Below are 17,285 nucleotides of genomic sequence, written 5' to 3' on the forward strand. Positions count from 1 at the left end.
ACATTCCGTTAGGTTTCAATTAATGGGGGAACTCCAAGCAGTTGATTCAGCTCCATCTGGAAGGACAAATCCAATCCGTTATCCAGAATCAGACATTGCAGCAATGGCAGATGGGCGGACAGATCATGTCTCAGGTAAGCTGCGATGCTGTCACAGCGTTCAGCTCTGCCGCGAAGAATGTTGAATATCAGCTCATGAGCCGCAGGCATCAGCCGCAGCAGGCCGATTCCCGTAAAATCCTGCACAGGAGCATAAGCCAGCAGCCGCTGGATGTTCACAGAGTACTGCCAGGAGCCGTGCCCAATCTCAAACCCGCCTATCAATTCAATACTGGTATTGCCCAAAGAATAGCAGCTGCGCAGCGAGAAGCAGCCTCCGCTGTAATCCTCCTCTGGCCCGCTGACGGCATACCCGCTAAGCATGTCATGGAGTCGCCCCGCATCCTGAAGATCCGCATACAGGTCAATGTCATGTGGAGCTGCATTCAACGTGATTCCATGAAGCAGCAGCCCGCAGCTCCCTCCCAGCAGCCATGCCGGCGGCCGCTCCAGCCATGGCATGCTTAACTTTTCCGTCAATTCCCCAAGTACAGTAACCAGTGGTTCCGGTACCCCGGCTACAGCCATACCCCACACGCTCCATTCCTGAAAAAGTCCCGCGCTTCTTCCAGAAATCTTCTGACTGACTGGCTGACTGAATGAATAAAGAAATAAATGAATGAATGTAAATGCTTACATAATCGAAGCAGCTCCGCCCAGCAAGCCGATTAGCATAATCACAAAAGCGATCACAGACAATATGCCCCTTACCAGGCCTTTGGTTTTACTGCGGGCAAAGGTAATCAGAAACACGGATAATCCCATAATCAGGATTGCGACCAGGGATAACCACATCTTTGTCATCGGGTCCATGCGCTGCGCCCCCTATTCGGCTAATATCGGACTGCGAATATTATAACATGAAACTCTATCCATTTCTGCAAGTAGAAATGTTTGGAAGTTGTTTTGGGGAGGCCAACGAACGGTTTGTATGTGCCAGTGCGTTCACAGACCAGTATTTAAAAAAAGAGCAGAAATTCACGGAATCTGGGTGGATTCCGGATTTCTGCTCTTCACTGCTCGAGGTTCTGACTTATTTTTTCATCATCATTTTCATTAAAGACTCCATTGTGCCTGAATTTGCGCCGCCTTTTTTGACTGCGTTAACTATTTCCTGCACAGTAGCTTCACTAACTGGCACCTTAGCCATTGCTGATACCTGCTTGATCAACTGGCGGAGCTGGGCTTCATTCTGCGTGGTTCCCGGCTTAACCGTACTGGCCAGCTTCTTGACGGCGCCTTCGGTAATGTTTTTGCCCGCCTTTTTGTTAATGGCGTTCAATGCATCCTTGGAAAAATCTCTGCTCACTATTCATCCCTCCTCCGTCAATCCCCTTACAACATATGAGAATTTCCGGCAAAAGGTGAACGTTTATCAGGAATGCCATTGCTCCCAGGTCTCCTGGGAAATGGCCTCCATCTCGGTCTTGCGGTCCCGTCCCATCAAGGCCTCTACCGCGCTGCGCGGAGTCCTGCCTTGGAACAGCACATGATAAATCTGATCAGTAATCGGCATCTGCACATTGAGATTAAGCGAAATCGCATAAGCTGCTTTCGTGGTCCGGATGCCTTCAACCACCATTCCCATCGATTCCAGCACCTCAGCCAAAGGTTTGCCCTGGCCCAGCATCGAGCCAGCCCGCCAGTTCCGGCTGTGCTTGCTGGTAGCCGTGACTACCAGGTCACCCAGTCCGGCTAGGCCGGAGAAGGTAAGCGGATTGGCGCCAAGCTCCACGCCAACGCGTGAGATTTCGGCAAGCCCACGGGTAAGCAGCGCTGCCTTGGCGTTGTCTCCGAAACCCAGGCCATCCGACAGCCCTGCACCCAGTGCAATGATATTCTTGAGCGCTCCGGCGAGCTCAACGCCTACCTGGTCGCGGTTCGTATATACACGGAAGTCATTGTTGATGAACAGCTCCTGCGCAGCGGCTGCGCGCTGTTCATCTGCCGACGCCACCACCACTGTAGTCGGACATAAACGGACTACTTCTTCCGCATGGCTTGGTCCGGACAGCACCACAATTTCCCCTTCAGTGCAGCCCAGCTCCTCAGAAATCACTGTCGACATCCGTTTCACTGTTTCGGTCTCGAACCCTTTAGTGGCATGAATGCAGAGCATCCCTTCCTTCCAAAATGGCTTCAAAGCACTGGCAACCTGCCGCATGGCCGAGGAAGGCGCAACAATAACAACCGCCTTGGAATCCTTGACGGCAGTCTCCATATCCGTAGTTGCAATAATATTCGGCGGCAGCGTGATGCCGGGCAGAAAATGCTGATTCGTATGGAAGTTGTTGATCTCGTCCGCTTGTTCGGGTTTCCGTGTCCACAGATAAACTTCCGGGTGGTTAGCCGCCAGCACAGATGCCAGTGCGGTTCCCCAACTGCCCGCGACCAGCACGGTTACTTTATCAGACAACACGGTTCCCCTCCTTGACTTTGGAGCCGATTTTATTCTCCCGGCCCTGGCTGATCTTCACGATATTGCTCCGGTGCCGCCAGAAAGCGAAGATAGCAATAATTAGACTGCCCCACAGCTCTGGAGCTGTAAACCCGGTGAAGATTAAAAACACCGGGGTCAGCGCCACGAACAGCAGTGAGCCCAGGGATACATACTTGGTGATGAAAATGGACGCGATGGCAATAATGCCAGCGATCAGCGCAGGCCAAAACACAAGCGTAGCCATAACGCCAATGGTGGTTGCGATTCCTTTTCCGCCGCGAAAGTGGAAGTAAAGCGGCCAATTGTGCCCGATAATGGCGGCAATCCCGCAGGCAACAGCAACCCACGTTCCCCAGCCGCCGGCCCAGGTGCCAAGCCACACCGCAGCAATTCCCTTCAGCACATCCAGAACCAGCACCAGAATCGCCGGGCCTTTCCCCATGACACGCAGGGTGTTGGTAGCTCCCGCATTTCCGCTTCCATACTGCCGGATATCAACACCCTTGAGCATCCGTACCAGCAGCACACTGAAGCTGACGGAACCAAGCAGATAGCTTACAACGATAACCAGAAATTCAAACGCCACAGTCTTCTCCCCTAACCTTCGTTCTCGGATTTGCGCCGTGTAAAGAGACGGATCGGTGTGCCTTCAAAATTGAACGCTGCGCGGATCTTATTCTCCAGATACCGTTCATAGGAGAAGTGCATCAGCGAAGGATCATTGACAAACACCACAATCGTCGGCGGTTTCACGGCTACCTGTGTCACGTAGTTGATGCGCAGGCGCCGGCCTTTATCCGTTGGCGGAGGATTGATGGCGACGGCATCGGAGACCACATCATTCACCAGATGCGTCGTAATCCGCAGCGCATGCTGCTGGGCTACATGCTGAACTACCGGCAGCAGCTTCTGCAGACGCTGCTTGGTGAGTGCGGACAAGAAGACAACCGGCGCATAAGACATAAACAGGAAGTGGTCGCGGATCGTATTCTCGAAGTTCTGCATGGTTTTGTCATCCTTCTCGACAGCATCCCATTTGTTGACCACAAATATGGAAGCCTTGCCCGCATCATGGGCATAACCGGCGATATGCTTGTCCTGGTCGATGATGCCTTCCTCGCCGTTGATGACGACAAGTACAACATCAGCTCTCTCAATCGCACGCATAGCCCGCATCACGCTGTATTTCTCTGTAGTCTCATATACCTTACCGCGTTTGCGCATTCCGGCAGTATCGATCAGCACATATCTCTGCCCATCCCGTTCAAAAGGCGTATCAATAGCGTCCCGGGTAGTACCGGCGACATCGCTGACGATTACACGTTCCTCGCCCAAAATGGCATTGACCAGGGAGGATTTGCCTACATTCGGACGGCCGATCAATGCCACGCGAATGATATCGTCATCATATTCCTCTTCCACAGGCTCCGGCAGACGCTCGGTAACCGCATCCAGCAGATCGCCAATCCCTGTGCCATGACTGCCGGATATCCCGATGGGATCGCCAATGCCAAGGCTGTAGAATTCATAAATATCCTCTGTACGCTTCATGTTGTCGACTTTATTGATCGCAAGAACAACCGGCTTGCCGGAGCGGAACAGAATTTGTGCCACCTCTTCATCCGCATTGGTCAGCCCGCTTTTTGCCTCGCACATAAAGACGATGACATCCGCTTCTTCAATCGCCAGCTCCGCCTGAACGCGGATTGACTTCAGGATAGCATCTTCACCGTCAATTTCAATTCCTCCGGTATCGATGACACTGAAGGATTTGCCGTTCCAATCGGAAACGCCATAAATCCGGTCACGTGTAATCCCCGGTTTATCTTCTACGATGGCCAATCTGTCGCCAATCAGCCTGTTAAATATCGTCGATTTACCGACGTTAGGCCTCCCGACGATGGCCACAACGGGTCTTGCCATGTTCATTCCTCCTGTCTTCCTTACGCTACTCATCATAGCAAAAAACGATTCAATTGGCTAACGCCCTTACGCTTGGTCCATCCCGCTGTTCCCGCGCGTAGCGGGTCCGTAAAATACAATCGGCGAACCCCCGTATCGAGGGTTCGCCGATTACTATACCCGTATATGAGCGGAAATACGAAGGGATTAGTTATTGCCCTTGAATTTGTCCAGCTTGTCGCCGAAACGTTCAGCCAGCGTAAAGCTGAGTCCTTCATTGCTGAGCGAGACGTTAGGGTTGTTCAGCACTTCTTTTGGTGCTCTGTCTCTGTTGTTGCTGCGTTCTGGTCTAGGCGCTTGTGCCGGAGCTTCTTCGGTTTCCTTGATGCTCAAGCTTACGCGCTTCTCGGATGGATTGAAGTCCAGAACCTTAACCTGTACCTCTTGTCCTTCTTTCAGCACTTCATGCGGAGTTCCGATGTGCTTGTGGGAGATCTGGGAGATGTGCACAAGGCCTTCCACGCCTGGAAGCAGCTCAACGAATGCTCCGAAGTTCACAAGGCGTTTAACTTCGCCTGTTACTACATCGCCAATGTTGATTTTGCCTGCAGCCGAATCCCAAGGACCTGGAGCGGCAGCTTTGATGCTGAGGCTGATTTTGCCTTTTTCAGGGTCAACCTTAAGTACTTTTACCTTAACTTTTTCGCCTTCAGAAACCACATCAGAAGGTTTCTCTACATGATTCCAAGCGATTTCGGATACGTGAACCAGACCATCAACGCCGCCTACATCAACAAATGCGCCGAATTGAGTCAGGCGTTGCACTGTACCTTCAATGATTTGTCCTTCGGACAGCTCGGACATAATCTTCTGCTTGTTGGCTTCGAATTCTTCTTCCAGGACTTCTTTGGCAGAAAGAATAACCTTGCTGTTCTCGCGGTCCAATTCTTTCACTTTTACACGAAGTGTACGGCCTTTATAGTCGCTGAAATCTTCTACGAAATGACGTTCAACCATGGAAGCCGGAATAAATCCGCGCGCGCCGACATCAGCCACGAGGCCGCCTTTGACAACATCAGCCACAGTGACTTCGAATGCTTCCTGGGAAGCAAAATACTTTTCGAGATCTTCCCATGATTTTTCGCTGTCCACAGCACGTTTGGAAAGCACGAGGCTTTCTTTGTTGTCGTTGATGCTGACAACCTTGCATTCCACTTCTTGTCCAACTTCAACCGCTGCAGCAGCGTTGTCCAGTTGTACGGAAGACAATTCGCGAATCGGAATTACGCCGTCGTATTTATATCCAATGCTTACATAAGCTTGGTTATCTTCGATTTTGACGATTGTTCCTTTCACGGTATCGCCTTTTTTCAGAGAAATGATTTCCAAACCTTCTTGGCTAGTCACTTCTTCTTCGTTGCCAGCAACTGCTTCTGTAGCACCGTTAGTCTCTTCTGCTGCGGTTTCCACAGTTTCCGTTGCTTCCACGGCTTCGTTGTTCTCAACGTTTGCCGCAGTTTCCTGATTTCTAGTTTCTTCAGACATGTGATTACCCTCCTCGATTCAAAACCCCATTTATTTAAACCCGCGTAGAGCAGAGTTCAAAACAAGCAATGCATAATACACTTACACTTTCACGTTAGTATGTTCCAAAAAATAGCGGTTATGCCATTATTCTAATCAGCGGAACATCCGCTTGCCTGCCACTGCTTAGTTCACAGTAGGCTTTCCGGTCTTCGCCATCTCACGAATGCGTCCCATAATGACATCGGTGACTTCTTCCAGAGATTCGCTGCCTGCGCCTGCAAATGAACTGAGATCTATGGGAGCCCCATAAATAACGGTCATCCGGCGAAAAGGCTTGTAAGACCCGACAATAGCGGCAGGAACAACTGCTGCACCGCTGCGAAGCGCAAAACTTGCTGCGCCTTTCTTTGCCGCACCGGAGTCTGCGTTGCGTGTTCCTTCCGGAAAGATGCCCATAATATGTCCGCTGCGAAGCGTATTAAGGGCCGTTTTGATGGATTCTTTGCTAACGCCGCCACGCTTGACCGGAAATGCACCCAGCTTGTCAATAAGCCAGCCCAGAACCGGAACCTTGAACAGCTCCGCCTTGGCCATGTACTTCACCTGGCGTCTCAGCTTGATTCCGATGGTCATCGGATCGAGCAGACTGATGTGGTTGGCGCACAGCAGCACCCCGCCCTCCTCCGGCACATTCTCTTTCCCTATAATTTTAAGCGGAAACAAAATGGCGTAAATGAAGCGGAGCAATCCACGGCATATTACATAAATCATAAATGATTTCTCTCCCCGTCTACATAAGATCTGCAGTGGGAGACAATCGCTTCCACGGCTTGATGGATATCCATATGCGTCGTATCCAGAAGAATAGCATCCTCTGCCCGGCGCAGCGGTGAAATCTCCCGTCCTTCATCCAGACGGTCCCGCATGGCGATATCATGTTCAAGCTGCTGGAGCGTCACTGTTTCCGCATCTTTCAGTTCCTTGTAACGGCGAAGAGCCCGTTCTTCCACACTCGCCGTCATGAAAATCTTCACTTCGGCATCCGGCAGCACGGTTGTCCCGATATCGCGGCCATCCATCACCACACCCTTGCGAAGCGCCATCTGGCGCTGCAAATGGCTCAGCCTGGATCTTACACCCTCGATCTTCGAATACTGCGACACCTGGCCGCTGACCTGAAGACTGCGGATATGCGGCGTCACGTCTTCCCCATTAATCAGCACTTTCTGCACATCCTGCTCCGGGATCAGTTCGATCACCATGTCGCGGACCCTTAGATCCACCTGCTGATCTTCTTCAGCCGGAATGCCTTCACGGATCATATACCAGGTAACCGCCCGGTACATAGCACCCGTATCAACATAAATGTAGGACAGCTTCCGGGCTACCAATCGGGCTACAGTACTCTTGCCTGCCCCGGCAGGTCCGTCGATGGCGACGTTAATTCTGTCGTAAGTATGTGCACCCTGCCTATCCAACGGGGCATTCCTCCTCAAACACTCTTTCAGTTCGAAAAAAAGCTTGCTGTTGTTATCAAGAAAAAAGCAGGCATTGCCTGCGACTTATAAAATTATACCACAGTTTATAACTCAGTGCAAAATGGCACAGAGGGGTTTATGCAGAAAAAAGTGTCTGTTTATGCCTTTTTTTGTCCCGCTCACCGGTTGCGGAAATCGAACTGGCGCTCAAAACAGTACCGGATAATTTTTTGCCGCTCCGAATCTGTAATGGAAGCGAATTTCAGCATCACCAGATTGCGGCCGGTTTCCAAAGTCTTGATCCGCACAATCTCACCTTCGAAATTCACATGCTCCGTACTGCCGTTCCTGTAGGGAATCATTAGCCAGCAGAAAAGCTTTCCTCCCACCTCAAGCTGTACCTTGGCATCGCTCAGAAATGAGGTTCCGCCGCCGCCGATATCTTCAGTACGCACCAGAAAACGGCTGCCGAGGGCATCCTTTACCGCCAGTTCAAGCTCGGCATTCACCCGGAAGAAGCTGCGGCGCTGAATTTTGAAGATGGAATCTGCCGCCGGTTTTCTTATTTTGACCATACGGATCACATCTTCTTTGAAGCCAATGACATGTGTATTAAAAAAATTTTTGATACCGCCCTCTGTAAGGAAATACACGGAGAGCTCATCCCCGATAAACAGCTTTTTCAGCTTTCCGTTTTTCTCCTGCATCGGGATTTCAATCAGAAAAGCCTCTTCTTCCATTTCTGCAATTCTCGATCTATATTCCACTTCTGCCTCAGCAGCATCGCTTGAAGCAACCTGTATATATAGATATTCATTGATTTTGGGATACAAGCCTGTCACCGCCACATGATTAAGTTATTAATTCTACAGCTGATTATAGCATGGAGGTTAATTGCCTGGTGAGAAATATTATTCCGGTTGTGAATCAAACCAAAAAGGCGCATTCCATAACGGAACTGCACCTTCATGAGTGAACCCTGTATTAAGCGGAATCCATTATTTGTCCTGGGCCCCTGAGGATGTTCTGATCTCTTCCACCGTTTCCTCATGCCCGTCTGCCGCATTTAAGTAAATCCGGTACTGCGAGCCGTTGATTCTGCCTCCGAACTCATAGGTCAGCACCTCTTCGGCATCCTCATTTTCAATCAGGGCCAGCCGGTTGTACATCTCTTTAAATTCCGGATGCAGCATTTTCCGGGCAGCGGCCAGGGTCATCCCCGGTTTGGGAATCTGCCGTTTCTCCTGCCGTTCACGGACATAATCGCTGGCCTGAAAACCTGTGGCCTCCCCGTTATCCAGTCCGACGCGGACAGTGATTTTCTCCGGATAGATCAGCACGCCGTCACGGCTCGTTACAAAGGTCAGGTTCCCCAAATTATCGTATCTGTCTGCGCTGACAGCCGTCATGTCCGGATACCCTTTTTGCTGCAGGAACGTCCCTGCATTGGCAACGGCCTGCTTCATCGGCACTTGAGCCGGACCGACGCTGCGGTTGTCATTATAGGAGATCAGCAGTCCACCCTCCACAGTAAAATCCATACTGATCGGCTGTTGATGCTTCTGGCTTGTGACCGTAGCGGTATAGGAGGCCCACTCGGTTCCCTTGCCGTTCTCCTTAACTTCTACATTTGCATTGCCGCCGAGTTCCGCAAATTTGAGCGCTTTTCGTTTCACATCTTCGGCAGTAACTGGCTTGCCTCCCAGCTTCTTCACAGAGCGTTTATCATAAATGCTGGCTACAGAAGGTCCATAATCCAGTTCAGGATAAGCGGCCACCCGTTTGTCCACCGTTTTGAAGCCGTCGATAATCGTGTTGTCTTCCGCTTTGTCCTCTGTTGCCAGTGCAGATTCTACGTCCATCCAGCGAAGCCGGTTGGTAATGACTTTGTGCTGTACGTCCTGCAGATCCTTGGAGATTTCACCCGAGTTCTTATAGAGCGCTTTTAAATTGCCTATTTCATTGTCAGTCAGCGGTTTCTTGGTGAAATCGCGCACCGCAGCCTTGTAAGAGAAGTTGGAGATTTTTGATAAAAACTCCTCTGTTTTGCTGAATGGCAGCAGGGTTAGCGGCAGCTGGTTGATCTCATTCTGCGCTTCACTGGTCAGCCGCCAGACATTCACAAGCCCTTTGCGGTGCATATTACTCGAGGTACTGTTAACAGCCAGGGTATTCCCGAGTTCTCCATGCAGCTGCTCCACATGATAGGAGAGGTCATGAAAAGCCCGTTGATACTGGTTTTCCGCTTTGATCAGAATCGAGTTCTTTTCCTGGTTTTCCTGGTACCCCCACACAAGCGCTCCAACCAACAAGAGCGCGGTAATCGGGAACATTAAGGCACTTAATCTTTTGTACATAGGACCGCAAGACTCCTTTCAATAGCTTATTGCCGTTAGTTTGACAATAACTGAGAAGTCTTATGCACCCGAACGGCCCGCAACTTAAAGAGAATACCTTCCAAAACACCGGCTAAGCCCGTTCTTCAATCTCAAAGCCGCTGCTGCTGTTGCAGAGACATTGCTTGAAGCCGGTCTGGATCACACCCTGCTCCTTGCTCCCTCTTAATATGTAGCTTTCGCCGCACTGTTTGCAGATGATCCGAACTTTTACACGCAAAAAAAGACACCTCGCTCCTCTCTGGAATTCCTTGCATACGGAACTATCCGATAAGATTAAGTGTGTCCACCTCTACTATAGGTTAATCTCTTCTTCTCGCTTCAGGAACCGGAATGGGGAGCGGCTGTTGGCACGGGCCACCTTGCCCATGCCTCCATACCATAATACAGCCATCAGAGGCACGATGAACCAAATCCAGGTATTGGTCATCGTACTGAGGATGAAATCATAGATTCCATGCCACAGCCAAGGCAGCAGCAAGGACATAAATAGAATTCCTCTTGTCCGGACTCCGCCTGAGAACTTGGCCCTGCCCATATGATATCCCATAATGACGCCAAACATAGCATGCCCCGATACCGGAAGCAGCGCGCGCATGAACATGGAGCCGATTGAAGCGTGGCTGTACCAGGCATACATTATATTTTCTATTGTTGCAAAGCCCAGCGATATCGCTACAGCATATAGTATTCCATCATATGGCTCGTCAAACTCGGTATGATTGTAGATCATATGGTACAGCACAAACCACTTCAAGCATTCTTCCACGCCGGAGGAGATGAGGAATGAATCGACGTAAGGTCCGCCGTCCAGCCCAAGCACAAGCCCTCTTTGAATAATCATAATGGGAAACACAATCAAAAGACCCAGCAGAAACACCTTCAGAACCATGTGAAGCGGCTCCTGATCGTACTTATCCTTGAGATAGAAAAAAGTCAGCAGGGCAAGTCCCGGTGCCACTGCTGACGAAATGACCGATAACAAAAGCACCGATTCCCCTCCCCACGTTCTGTCCATCTAGCTAATCATCTGTGCATGCTGCCCTAAGATAAACGGAGAAGGACCCTAAGGATTGCTCTTCCAAGCCCTTCCACCGTTATTGCTGGCGTTTGAAATGAGTGCAGATCAGTTCAATCGCATTCTCCGGCATAACCGCCTTGCCGTACTCAGCCAGCATGGCTTCGGTTACCGGCGATGAATCGCCGAACTCGGAGAGCACACCGACAAGACCGGATAATGCGGCTTCCTCAAATTCCTTCGGATCAAAGTAGAGATACCATATATCATTATAAGAATACAGTTTTCCTTGAGAAGTAATATTGCCGATGAGCACATGTGCTGCTTCAACTAAAGCTTCAAAATCACGGAATGCATATACAATGGAGTCGCTTTGTTCCAGTGTAACTTCCATTTCGTAAATTTCTTCGGGCAATTCTTCTTCACCGGACGCACCGTACTGATGGTGATCATATTTTCCCCTAGTCACTATAACGACCATGCCTTGCGCGGGCAATGCGAACACTTCCACGGCAAGCGGACCTGTAGCGTCGAAACCAAGTTCACTGTACGCCTGATCCATCATCTCCGTAAACAAGTCATGCACCTTGGGAACTTCCTGCCACATATCTTCCTTCTGGATGCCCCGCTCGCTCAGGTCGTCAAAAGTGAGGAAAATCCGTATCTTATCTTGACTTAATCGCTCTATTCTCATGACAGGATCCTCCTTTTGCAAGCTCATTTATTATAATGTATGATGAGTCCCGAGTAATGAGCCAAAAATAGTTACTATGTATGTATGTTATCATTTTGCAACGGCAAATGCACGTAAATAAAAAATTATTTCTCCATCCCTCCGAGAAAGCGGTTTGTTAAAAAAGAATCATTTTGACGACACTTGATCCCCAAAATGATTCTGCTGCAGCTTACCTGTGTTACAATCCCGGTACGGCGGTATGTGCATCCTTGAGAATTTGCTCGACTTCATGCTTCACATCAGGGTTGCTGCGGATGAAATCCTTCAGCATTTTGAGATTGGTTTCCCTGTATTGGGAATTGGATTCCCCCTTATTTTCGCCGCTGCTGTGGGCACTGTGCGCCCCGCTGTCATGCTTGCCGCCGGATGCTGTGCTTCCAAAGCTGGTCATGGCCATCTCCATGATTTTATCCTTCGCTTTATCACCGGCGCCGCGCATTGAACCGTTCTGCTGAAGCAGGCCGGACATCAGGGCTCCCCGTTTTTTGGACATCATCGTACTGACGGCTGCACCCAGCACCACACCGCATAAAAATGACGAAGTATTCATATCTCTAACCTCCTTGTATGGTAAAATCATGCTTAGTGTTCGCGGAAAGATTGCCGCTCATACAGCCTAACAACAAGAAAGCGAGATGAAAAAAGTGGGTAAAACAACAGCAATACTGCTGCTGTCCGCTCTTTTGCTGTCAGCCTGCAGCAATGGCGGCAGCAGCGGGAATACAGCCGCTGAAGCCACGGTGCAGCCTGCAGCGTCTGCTGCGCAGGCAGCTCCGGAGCCATCGGCCCAGGCCGCCGCAAGTCCGGAAGCAAGCTCAGCCCCTGAAGCGGAGCCATCAGCTGCACCGGCCGCAGCGGGCGCAGCGGGTGCCGCCTCAAGCTCAGCACCGCAGCCGGCGGGAGACAACAGCGCGGTGTCCGGTGAGCAGCCAGTTGGCGGTACCCCCGCCGCAGAAGTTCCCCTGCTTTACCACATGAACAAAAATTACGACATTGTACCCAATGCGGAAGGCACTAACAAAAAGGTCGTCCTGCTCACCTTCGATGATGGACCCAAGGAAGCGGATATGATCAATTCACTGATCGATACACTCGATAAGCATCATGCCAAGGCGATTTTCTTCGTAAACGGCTACCGGGTGAAGGAACACCCTGAGCTGCTGAAGCTCATCAAAGACCGCGGCGGCATTATCGGTAATCACAGCTGGGATCATATCGTACTGAAGGACAAGCCATACGCTGAAGTGAAGAAGCAAATTGAGGATGTGCAGAAAATTGTCAAGGAAGTCACCGGTGAAGCTCCGCACTTCTTCCGTCCGCCCCATGGCGCAGGCGGAGATGTAGGCAAGAAGATTGCTGCCGAGAACGGCCTGCTCTATATGACCTGGTCGGTCGGCTCTCTGGACTGGGAAATGAAGGAGAAGGACACCAACAAAACAGCAAAGCTGATCACCAACGTCACGGATCAGCTTCATTCAGGCAGCAACATCCTGATGCATGAGCTTCCGTGGACCGTAGAAGCCCTGGATACGCTGCTGACCACTCTGGAAGGCAAGGGCTACAGCTTTGCCGATCCCCGAAGCATCGAACTGAAAATGCGCTAAGCTGCGGCAGTACTTGCAGTTGCAAACAGCTGGGAGTGCTGTTACAAGTGCAATGGACAAAATCACCCTGGCGGGTGAATAATAACATGGGGCTTACGGCCGCAGGGACTCCCCACCGCTCCCAAATCAACGGGGGCATGCTGAAGACGGATCGTTGTATTCCTGCGATCTATCCGTAGCCGTTACGGACAGGAGAGCCGTTATTGAAGGAAGATTCGTCTATTTCGCAGGCTAACGGACTGAGCTGCCTTTATTTGTCCCTTTCCCCATTATTCCAGGCTCCATCGAACGATTTAACGGCTCCTGAGTCCGTAACTGCTGAAAAAGTAAGATTTTTGGCAAAATAAGGGCTCCTCTGTCACTAGCGTTGCATAAACACTGACATTAACCGCAATGACAATTGAATTTAGTGATTATTTTCACAATATATTCAGTCAAGAAGAAAATGAACGACCTTTCTTAAGCGTAGGTCATTGTCATCCATATTATTCCATAACACTCTTTATTTGTTGTTCTTGTTCTGCTCGATACCCGCTTTTTTCTGCTTCCGATCCACGATCCGTTTTTCGTTGACTGCTTTGGTGTAGGCTACTGGATGGTCGAGTGTCGGTGTTCTGCGCTTCGCCCCGGTCTTTCTTCGTCCTTTGGACGTTCGGGTCGGCCTTCGATTGAGCTCCTGGATGAATTCTTCCCACGTGTGCTCTTTGGCCGCATGAATTCGTAATCGTTTGAGGACTTCCCATTCTGTTTTCTCCGGCGCTTGCGTGTAACGAATGTACAGTGTCAGCGCATGGGCAATCAGAGAGAGGTACAAATGATTCCAGATTCCCTGCGGCTGGGTACTTTGCAAGCGAACCAACCGCAGATGCTGCTTCAGCCACTTAAAAAAGAGTTCGATCAGCCACCGGTGCTTGTATATCTCTGCGATATCTTCGGCGGAGGCCTCCCATTGCGTGGTCACAATTCGGTACAATCGTCCCTTTTCATCCGTAAATTCGACGAGACGAACGCGTTGCTCCATCGCCGTATATCCGCTCCCCATTTGGACGGTGGCGTCCCGCAGGATGCGGCTTCCTTCCGGAACGGGGTGCTCGTGGAGCACATTGGCTTGATGGTGGTCGGCGATGCGCATCACAAAATTCAGCCCACCTTCAATCCAGCGGTCCATCCGCTCGTAGCATACGTACCCGCGATCCAGGACATAGGTGACCTCTTCCTCGTGCAGCAACAGATCCGATCCTTCGTAGTCACTCACATTCCCCGTGGAAGGCACCATGTGCTGAACGAAGGTATGTTCCGGGGAAGTCACCGCGTACGAGACATGAATTTTAACGCCGCAGCGGTCCCGCGTCACCCGGGCCCAGTCAGACAAAAAGGCAGGAAGTTTCAAGCAACTGGCATCCACAAGAAGTAACCGCCCGACTCGCTGAAGCAGCCCGCTCGAGGCAGGACGGGACAGGTTTTTGATAAGATGGGTTAGGGCATAAAACAGATGTTCCAGCAAGGCCGTAGGCAACTGATTCATCCGCCGGCTGACCTGTGAAGCACTAATGCTTGGAAGCCCTAGGAGTTCCTGCAGATCAGGGGAAGCGTCGAGCTGCCACGCATACTCGCGGTAGGATTCCCAGCGCAAAAGATGAGCGGTTACCGAAAGCTGCAATAGTGCGAGGGTACGCAGCTTTTTTACCCCATAGTCCAAAGGGACGCAAGTGGGGGACAAGGTAGGCAATAAAGAAAGGCATTGACGAATGACGGTCATTTTAGGTATGTTATCCATGGTGAGTCTCCTTTTGTAAAGTTGGGGTTGGATAACGACCTACATCTTTACAATAGGGGATTTTTCAGTTTATGCCCATGAAAATAAAATAAAATTTCACAAATATAGTTAATTTATCTAAATCAAATGTTGTGGGAGCTTTTATGCAACGCTAGTGCTCCTCTGTCCGCTTCAGTCTGCGGATGGAGCCCCATCCTTCTGCATCGCTTATATCCTGTGAGTCTTCCAAGATATCCACATTTTTTTTACACTGTATAATTTCCTATACAAGAACAAAACGGCTGCGCTATCCTTTACCGGACAGTGTAGCCGTTTTTGATTTCAGTCTAGGGTTACTTATAGAACGACTCCAATTAAATCCTACGGCGTCTCCAAGTGGAAGTAGGGGAACTCATTTCACCCAGCCGCCGATTTCTGGTCAAAGGGTATACCGTTTTCCAGCATTCTTTTTGCATCGGCATGTAATGTATTAGCGTTGCCCTGCTCCCCGGCGGAGCGTCAGAACGTGCATTTCCGCGCGGCTCCCCCAGCGCAGCGGAAGATGTGCGGTGCCGAAGCCGCGGCTGATCAGCAATCCGGCTTTCTTTCCTGTGCCGTCATTTCTTGGGATAACATAGTGGCCGGCGTTATACTGGCGGTAGAAAGGATCTACATGCCTGTGGCCGACAAAAGGCAAAACCACCTGGCCTCCGTGGGTGTGGCCGGCAAGTACAAGGTCAGCCGGGACTTCGGATTGCCGGGTCAGCCAGAGCGGGTCATGGACAAGAATGATCCGGCAGAGCGGGGCCTCTGCGCTGGACAACGGCGGAAGCGGCCTATATGCTCTCTTGCCTCCCGTGCGCGGAAAATCCACCCCGGTAAGCAGCAACCTGCTCCCTTTTTTTGTATCGTAATGCTCTCATCCTGCAGCAGCTTTACTCCACTGCCGCGTATGATATTGTCCACAAGCGTTATATTCGCCCGGTAATCATGATTTCCATGTACAGCATAGGCAGGTGCGAGTGCTGCTGCCAGGGTCATATTATCGTACAGGCGTTTCATGGAAGCGCCCTTTTCCGTCAGGTCTCCTCCAAGGAAAACGGCATCTATTTCCCCTTCATCGGGCTCAGCCGCTTGACTGGAAGGCAGCGCCGGTGAATGTCTGAAATAAACAGGATGCGGAAGCCGTCAAATTCCTTGGGGAGAGCCTCAAGAAATATTTCCTCGGCAATAATATGGTTCCTGAAGGCAGCCGCCAGCATCAAAAATCCAAATAATACCAGCAAGAGCACGCAGATTCCCGCAATACCCAGCAGCCAGACAGCTACCATAAGGTATTCAGGTCCGGCGCCCCGTTGAGTCCCCACCACAACAGGAAGCCGAGCAGCAGTATAAAAATAATTATTAATGAATTAATGAACATTTTGCTGAAACGCAGCCGTTCGGAGGGGTAGGTTTCGGTCCGGGAAGGTGTGGCTGTTTCTCCGTCCGCAGACATTTCATCCCGTTTGGCCGCTTTCCTGGACGGTGCTGTGGAATAACGGCTTTTTCTCGACAGGGTACCTGATCCCGCGAAGGGCGTTTCAGCGGCTGTTTGGGATGCTGATGAAACGCGCGACCGATTTTTTCTTTTGGCCGCAGAAGGTTGTTCAGCTTTATTCGGTTTCTTGCGGGACTTTACCCGGCTGAGTTCTTCGCTCATGACGCCCTCCGGTAACGGATCACTAGACCCGAAAACACATCAATAATAAAATGGCACAGAATCGGTGCCCAAAGCGTTCCTGAATGGATGTAAATGTAACCCAGGCCGTAGCTGCTGAGGAACACCCACCCCGTTGGAATCCAGTGGCGCAGATATCGGACATGGATCACGGCAAACAATATGCTGGTCCAATAAGGTCCAAATGTATGTTGAACTGCTCCCCGGAACAACAGCTCCTCGCAGACGGACACGATGGCAGCAATGACAAGAATATGCCACAATGGCCTTTTGCCGAATAACAGCTCGTTAATCCCTCCGTCATCCATGCTGTCTTCAGGAACAATATGTGTCAGCAGGAAGTCCACAACCAGCATAATTGCAGCGAGCCCAAGGGCCCAATACACAAATTGTGCGTTGTCCGGAAAATTTAATATGTGAATGGGATTTCTTTTCTGCAATAATATCCATATCAAGCCGATAAATAAAGTAAGACCCTGCGTTATATACAGATTAAGTATAAGGAGCTTGTCAGTTAACTGCTGGGGATCAGCTTTTTTGATCTTGATATCGCCAAATTTGAATTTTTTCATTGTAACCTGCCTGTTCTATATTGTTTTTACATAAGATA

23 protein-coding genes are annotated in these 17,285 nt (G+C 50.4%); 2 read left to right on the forward strand and 21 right to left on the reverse strand.

All coding sequences use genetic code 11. The features are described from left to right. Positions 1 to 8 precede the first annotated feature (8 nt). The 15 genes from JI735_RS30220 to JI735_RS30290 all read right to left on the reverse strand — a co-directional run bounded on the left by JI735_RS30220 (position 9) and on the right by JI735_RS30290 (position 12,145). Complete coding sequence (locus JI735_RS30220) at positions 9 to 626, reverse strand: hypothetical protein (RefSeq protein WP_039835098.1); 618 nt, start codon at positions 624 to 626, stop codon at positions 9 to 11. 105 nt (positions 627 to 731) lie between these two features. Further along, complete coding sequence (locus JI735_RS30225; protein ID WP_039835099.1) at positions 732 to 911, reverse strand: DUF2768 family protein; 180 nt, start codon at positions 909 to 911, stop codon at positions 732 to 734. Between the two features lie 220 nt (positions 912 to 1,131). Continuing rightward, complete coding sequence (locus JI735_RS30230) at positions 1,132 to 1,407, reverse strand: stage VI sporulation protein F (protein ID WP_020427708.1); 276 nt, start codon at positions 1,405 to 1,407, stop codon at positions 1,132 to 1,134. Positions 1,408 to 1,473: 66 nt separating this feature from the next. Next, positions 1,474 to 2,514, reverse strand: coding sequence for an NAD(P)H-dependent glycerol-3-phosphate dehydrogenase (locus tag JI735_RS30235; RefSeq protein WP_039835100.1), 1,041 nt, complete (start codon positions 2,512 to 2,514; stop codon positions 1,474 to 1,476). Continuing rightward, positions 2,507 to 3,124 carry a glycerol-3-phosphate 1-O-acyltransferase PlsY gene (gene plsY / locus JI735_RS30240; protein WP_039835101.1) on the reverse strand — a complete coding sequence of 206 codons (618 nt, stop codon included), beginning with the start codon at positions 3,122 to 3,124 and terminating at the stop codon, positions 2,507 to 2,509. The genes JI735_RS30235 and plsY overlap by 8 nt, the downstream gene beginning before the upstream one ends. A gap of 11 nt (positions 3,125 to 3,135) precedes the next feature. Then, positions 3,136 to 4,461 (reverse strand): ribosome biogenesis GTPase Der, encoded by a 1,326-nt coding sequence (gene der, locus JI735_RS30245; protein ID WP_039835102.1) that lies wholly within the window; start codon positions 4,459 to 4,461, stop codon positions 3,136 to 3,138. Positions 4,462 to 4,647: 186 nt separating this feature from the next. After that, complete coding sequence (rpsA, locus tag JI735_RS30250) at positions 4,648 to 5,985, reverse strand: 30S ribosomal protein S1 (protein ID WP_233183889.1); 1,338 nt, start codon at positions 5,983 to 5,985, stop codon at positions 4,648 to 4,650. Positions 5,986 to 6,150: 165 nt separating this feature from the next. Next, positions 6,151 to 6,738, reverse strand: a complete 588-nt coding sequence (locus JI735_RS30255) for a lysophospholipid acyltransferase family protein (protein ID WP_202676732.1) — start codon at positions 6,736 to 6,738, stop codon at positions 6,151 to 6,153. Further along, entirely contained in the window at positions 6,735 to 7,445 is a 711-nt protein-coding gene (gene cmk / locus JI735_RS30260) for a (d)CMP kinase (RefSeq protein ID WP_020427714.1), read from the reverse strand. The genes JI735_RS30255 and cmk overlap by 4 nt, the downstream gene beginning before the upstream one ends. Positions 7,446 to 7,624: 179 nt before the next feature. Beyond that, positions 7,625 to 8,278: a flagellar brake protein gene (locus JI735_RS30265; protein ID WP_083886627.1), complete on the reverse strand. Its 654-nt coding sequence runs from the start codon at positions 8,276 to 8,278 to the stop codon at positions 7,625 to 7,627. A gap of 165 nt (positions 8,279 to 8,443) precedes the next feature. Then, positions 8,444 to 9,802 (reverse strand): germination protein YpeB, encoded by a 1,359-nt coding sequence (gene ypeB / locus JI735_RS30270; RefSeq protein WP_039835108.1) that lies wholly within the window; start codon positions 9,800 to 9,802, stop codon positions 8,444 to 8,446. Between the two features lie 112 nt (positions 9,803 to 9,914). Further along, a complete protein-coding gene (locus tag JI735_RS30275) occupies positions 9,915 to 10,061 on the reverse strand; it encodes a hypothetical protein (RefSeq protein WP_020427717.1) in 147 nt (48 codons plus the stop codon). 75 nt (positions 10,062 to 10,136) lie between these two features. Then, positions 10,137 to 10,832, reverse strand: coding sequence for a glutamic-type intramembrane protease PrsW (gene prsW, locus JI735_RS30280; protein WP_020427718.1), 696 nt, complete (start codon positions 10,830 to 10,832; stop codon positions 10,137 to 10,139). Positions 10,833 to 10,938: 106 nt separating this feature from the next. Next, entirely contained in the window at positions 10,939 to 11,553 is a 615-nt protein-coding gene (locus JI735_RS30285; protein WP_039835109.1) for a genetic competence negative regulator, read from the reverse strand. A 220-nt stretch (positions 11,554 to 11,773) separates the two neighbouring features. Further along, complete coding sequence (locus JI735_RS30290) at positions 11,774 to 12,145, reverse strand: hypothetical protein (RefSeq protein ID WP_039835110.1); 372 nt, start codon at positions 12,143 to 12,145, stop codon at positions 11,774 to 11,776. Positions 12,146 to 12,230: 85 nt separating this feature from the next. On the opposite strand from JI735_RS30290, the gene JI735_RS30295 reads away from it, so the two are divergent. Beyond that, on the forward strand, positions 12,231 to 13,199 hold the full coding sequence (locus tag JI735_RS30295; RefSeq protein WP_411830008.1) for a polysaccharide deacetylase family protein: 969 nt from the start codon (positions 12,231 to 12,233) through the stop codon (positions 13,197 to 13,199). Between the two features lie 47 nt (positions 13,200 to 13,246). Beyond that, positions 13,247 to 13,378, forward strand: a complete 132-nt coding sequence (locus tag JI735_RS37100) for a hypothetical protein (protein ID WP_267919050.1) — start codon at positions 13,247 to 13,249, stop codon at positions 13,376 to 13,378. A 323-nt stretch (positions 13,379 to 13,701) separates the two neighbouring features. Here the strand turns inward: JI735_RS37100 and JI735_RS30300 are convergent, their stop codons facing one another. The 6 genes from JI735_RS30300 to JI735_RS30320 form a co-directional block, all read right to left on the reverse strand. Continuing rightward, positions 13,702 to 14,976 carry an IS4 family transposase gene (locus tag JI735_RS30300; RefSeq protein ID WP_202676497.1) on the reverse strand — a complete coding sequence of 425 codons (1,275 nt, stop codon included), beginning with the start codon at positions 14,974 to 14,976 and terminating at the stop codon, positions 13,702 to 13,704. Between the two features lie 469 nt (positions 14,977 to 15,445). Then, positions 15,446 to 15,829, reverse strand: coding sequence for a metallophosphoesterase family protein (locus JI735_RS30305; RefSeq protein ID WP_202676733.1), 384 nt, complete (start codon positions 15,827 to 15,829; stop codon positions 15,446 to 15,448). After that, positions 15,718 to 16,017, reverse strand: coding sequence for a hypothetical protein (locus JI735_RS38010; RefSeq protein ID WP_411830009.1), 300 nt, complete (start codon positions 16,015 to 16,017; stop codon positions 15,718 to 15,720). The genes JI735_RS30305 and JI735_RS38010 overlap by 112 nt, the downstream gene beginning before the upstream one ends. Before the next feature lie 44 nt (positions 16,018 to 16,061). Next, a complete protein-coding gene (locus tag JI735_RS30310; protein WP_202676734.1) occupies positions 16,062 to 16,286 on the reverse strand; it encodes a hypothetical protein in 225 nt (74 codons plus the stop codon). Then, complete coding sequence (locus JI735_RS30315) at positions 16,280 to 16,657, reverse strand: hypothetical protein (RefSeq protein ID WP_039836085.1); 378 nt, start codon at positions 16,655 to 16,657, stop codon at positions 16,280 to 16,282. Before JI735_RS30315 ends, JI735_RS30310 begins: the two co-directional genes overlap by 7 nt. Further along, the gene (locus tag JI735_RS30320; RefSeq protein WP_039836086.1) at positions 16,654 to 17,247 is read right to left on the reverse strand and encodes a CPBP family intramembrane glutamic endopeptidase; all 594 of its coding nucleotides are present in this window, start codon (positions 17,245 to 17,247) and stop codon (positions 16,654 to 16,656) included. The genes JI735_RS30315 and JI735_RS30320 overlap by 4 nt, the downstream gene beginning before the upstream one ends. Between the last annotated feature and the right edge of the window lie 38 nt (positions 17,248 to 17,285).

Origin of the sequence: Paenibacillus sonchi, assembly GCF_016772475.1 — a bacterium.
Lineage (GTDB): Bacteria > Bacillota > Bacilli > Paenibacillales > Paenibacillaceae > Paenibacillus_AQ > Paenibacillus_AQ sonchi.

Bases quoted from the DNA above. Each gene is read 5' to 3' on its own strand.
- JI735_RS30320 (WP_039836086.1), bottom strand. From the start codon at position 17,247: ATGAAAAAATTCAAATTTGGCGATATCAAGATCAAAAAAGCTGATCCC.
- JI735_RS30220 (WP_039835098.1), bottom strand. From the start codon at position 626: ATGGCTGTAGCCGGGGTACCGGAACCACTGGTTACTGTACTTGGGGAA.
- JI735_RS30285 (WP_039835109.1), bottom strand. From the start codon at position 11,553: ATGAGAATAGAGCGATTAAGTCAAGATAAGATACGGATTTTCCTCACT.
- JI735_RS30290 (WP_039835110.1), bottom strand. From the start codon at position 12,145: ATGAATACTTCGTCATTTTTATGCGGTGTGGTGCTGGGTGCAGCCGTC.
- JI735_RS30225 (WP_039835099.1), bottom strand. From the start codon at position 911: ATGGACCCGATGACAAAGATGTGGTTATCCCTGGTCGCAATCCTGATT.
- JI735_RS38010 (WP_411830009.1), bottom strand. From the start codon at position 16,017: ATGAAACGCCTGTACGATAATATGACCCTGGCAGCAGCACTCGCACCT.
- ypeB (WP_039835108.1), bottom strand. From the start codon at position 9,802: ATGTACAAAAGATTAAGTGCCTTAATGTTCCCGATTACCGCGCTCTTG.
- JI735_RS30310 (WP_202676734.1), bottom strand. From the start codon at position 16,286: ATGGTAGCTGTCTGGCTGCTGGGTATTGCGGGAATCTGCGTGCTCTTG.
- JI735_RS30255 (WP_202676732.1), bottom strand. From the start codon at position 6,738: ATGATTTATGTAATATGCCGTGGATTGCTCCGCTTCATTTACGCCATT.
- JI735_RS30315 (WP_039836085.1), bottom strand. From the start codon at position 16,657: ATGAGCGAAGAACTCAGCCGGGTAAAGTCCCGCAAGAAACCGAATAAA.
- rpsA (WP_233183889.1), bottom strand. From the start codon at position 5,985: ATGTCTGAAGAAACTAGAAATCAGGAAACTGCGGCAAACGTTGAGAAC.
- JI735_RS30295 (WP_411830008.1), top strand. From the start codon at position 12,231: ATGAAAAAAGTGGGTAAAACAACAGCAATACTGCTGCTGTCCGCTCTT.
- JI735_RS30300 (WP_202676497.1), bottom strand. From the start codon at position 14,976: ATGGATAACATACCTAAAATGACCGTCATTCGTCAATGCCTTTCTTTA.
- der (WP_039835102.1), bottom strand. From the start codon at position 4,461: ATGGCAAGACCCGTTGTGGCCATCGTCGGGAGGCCTAACGTCGGTAAA.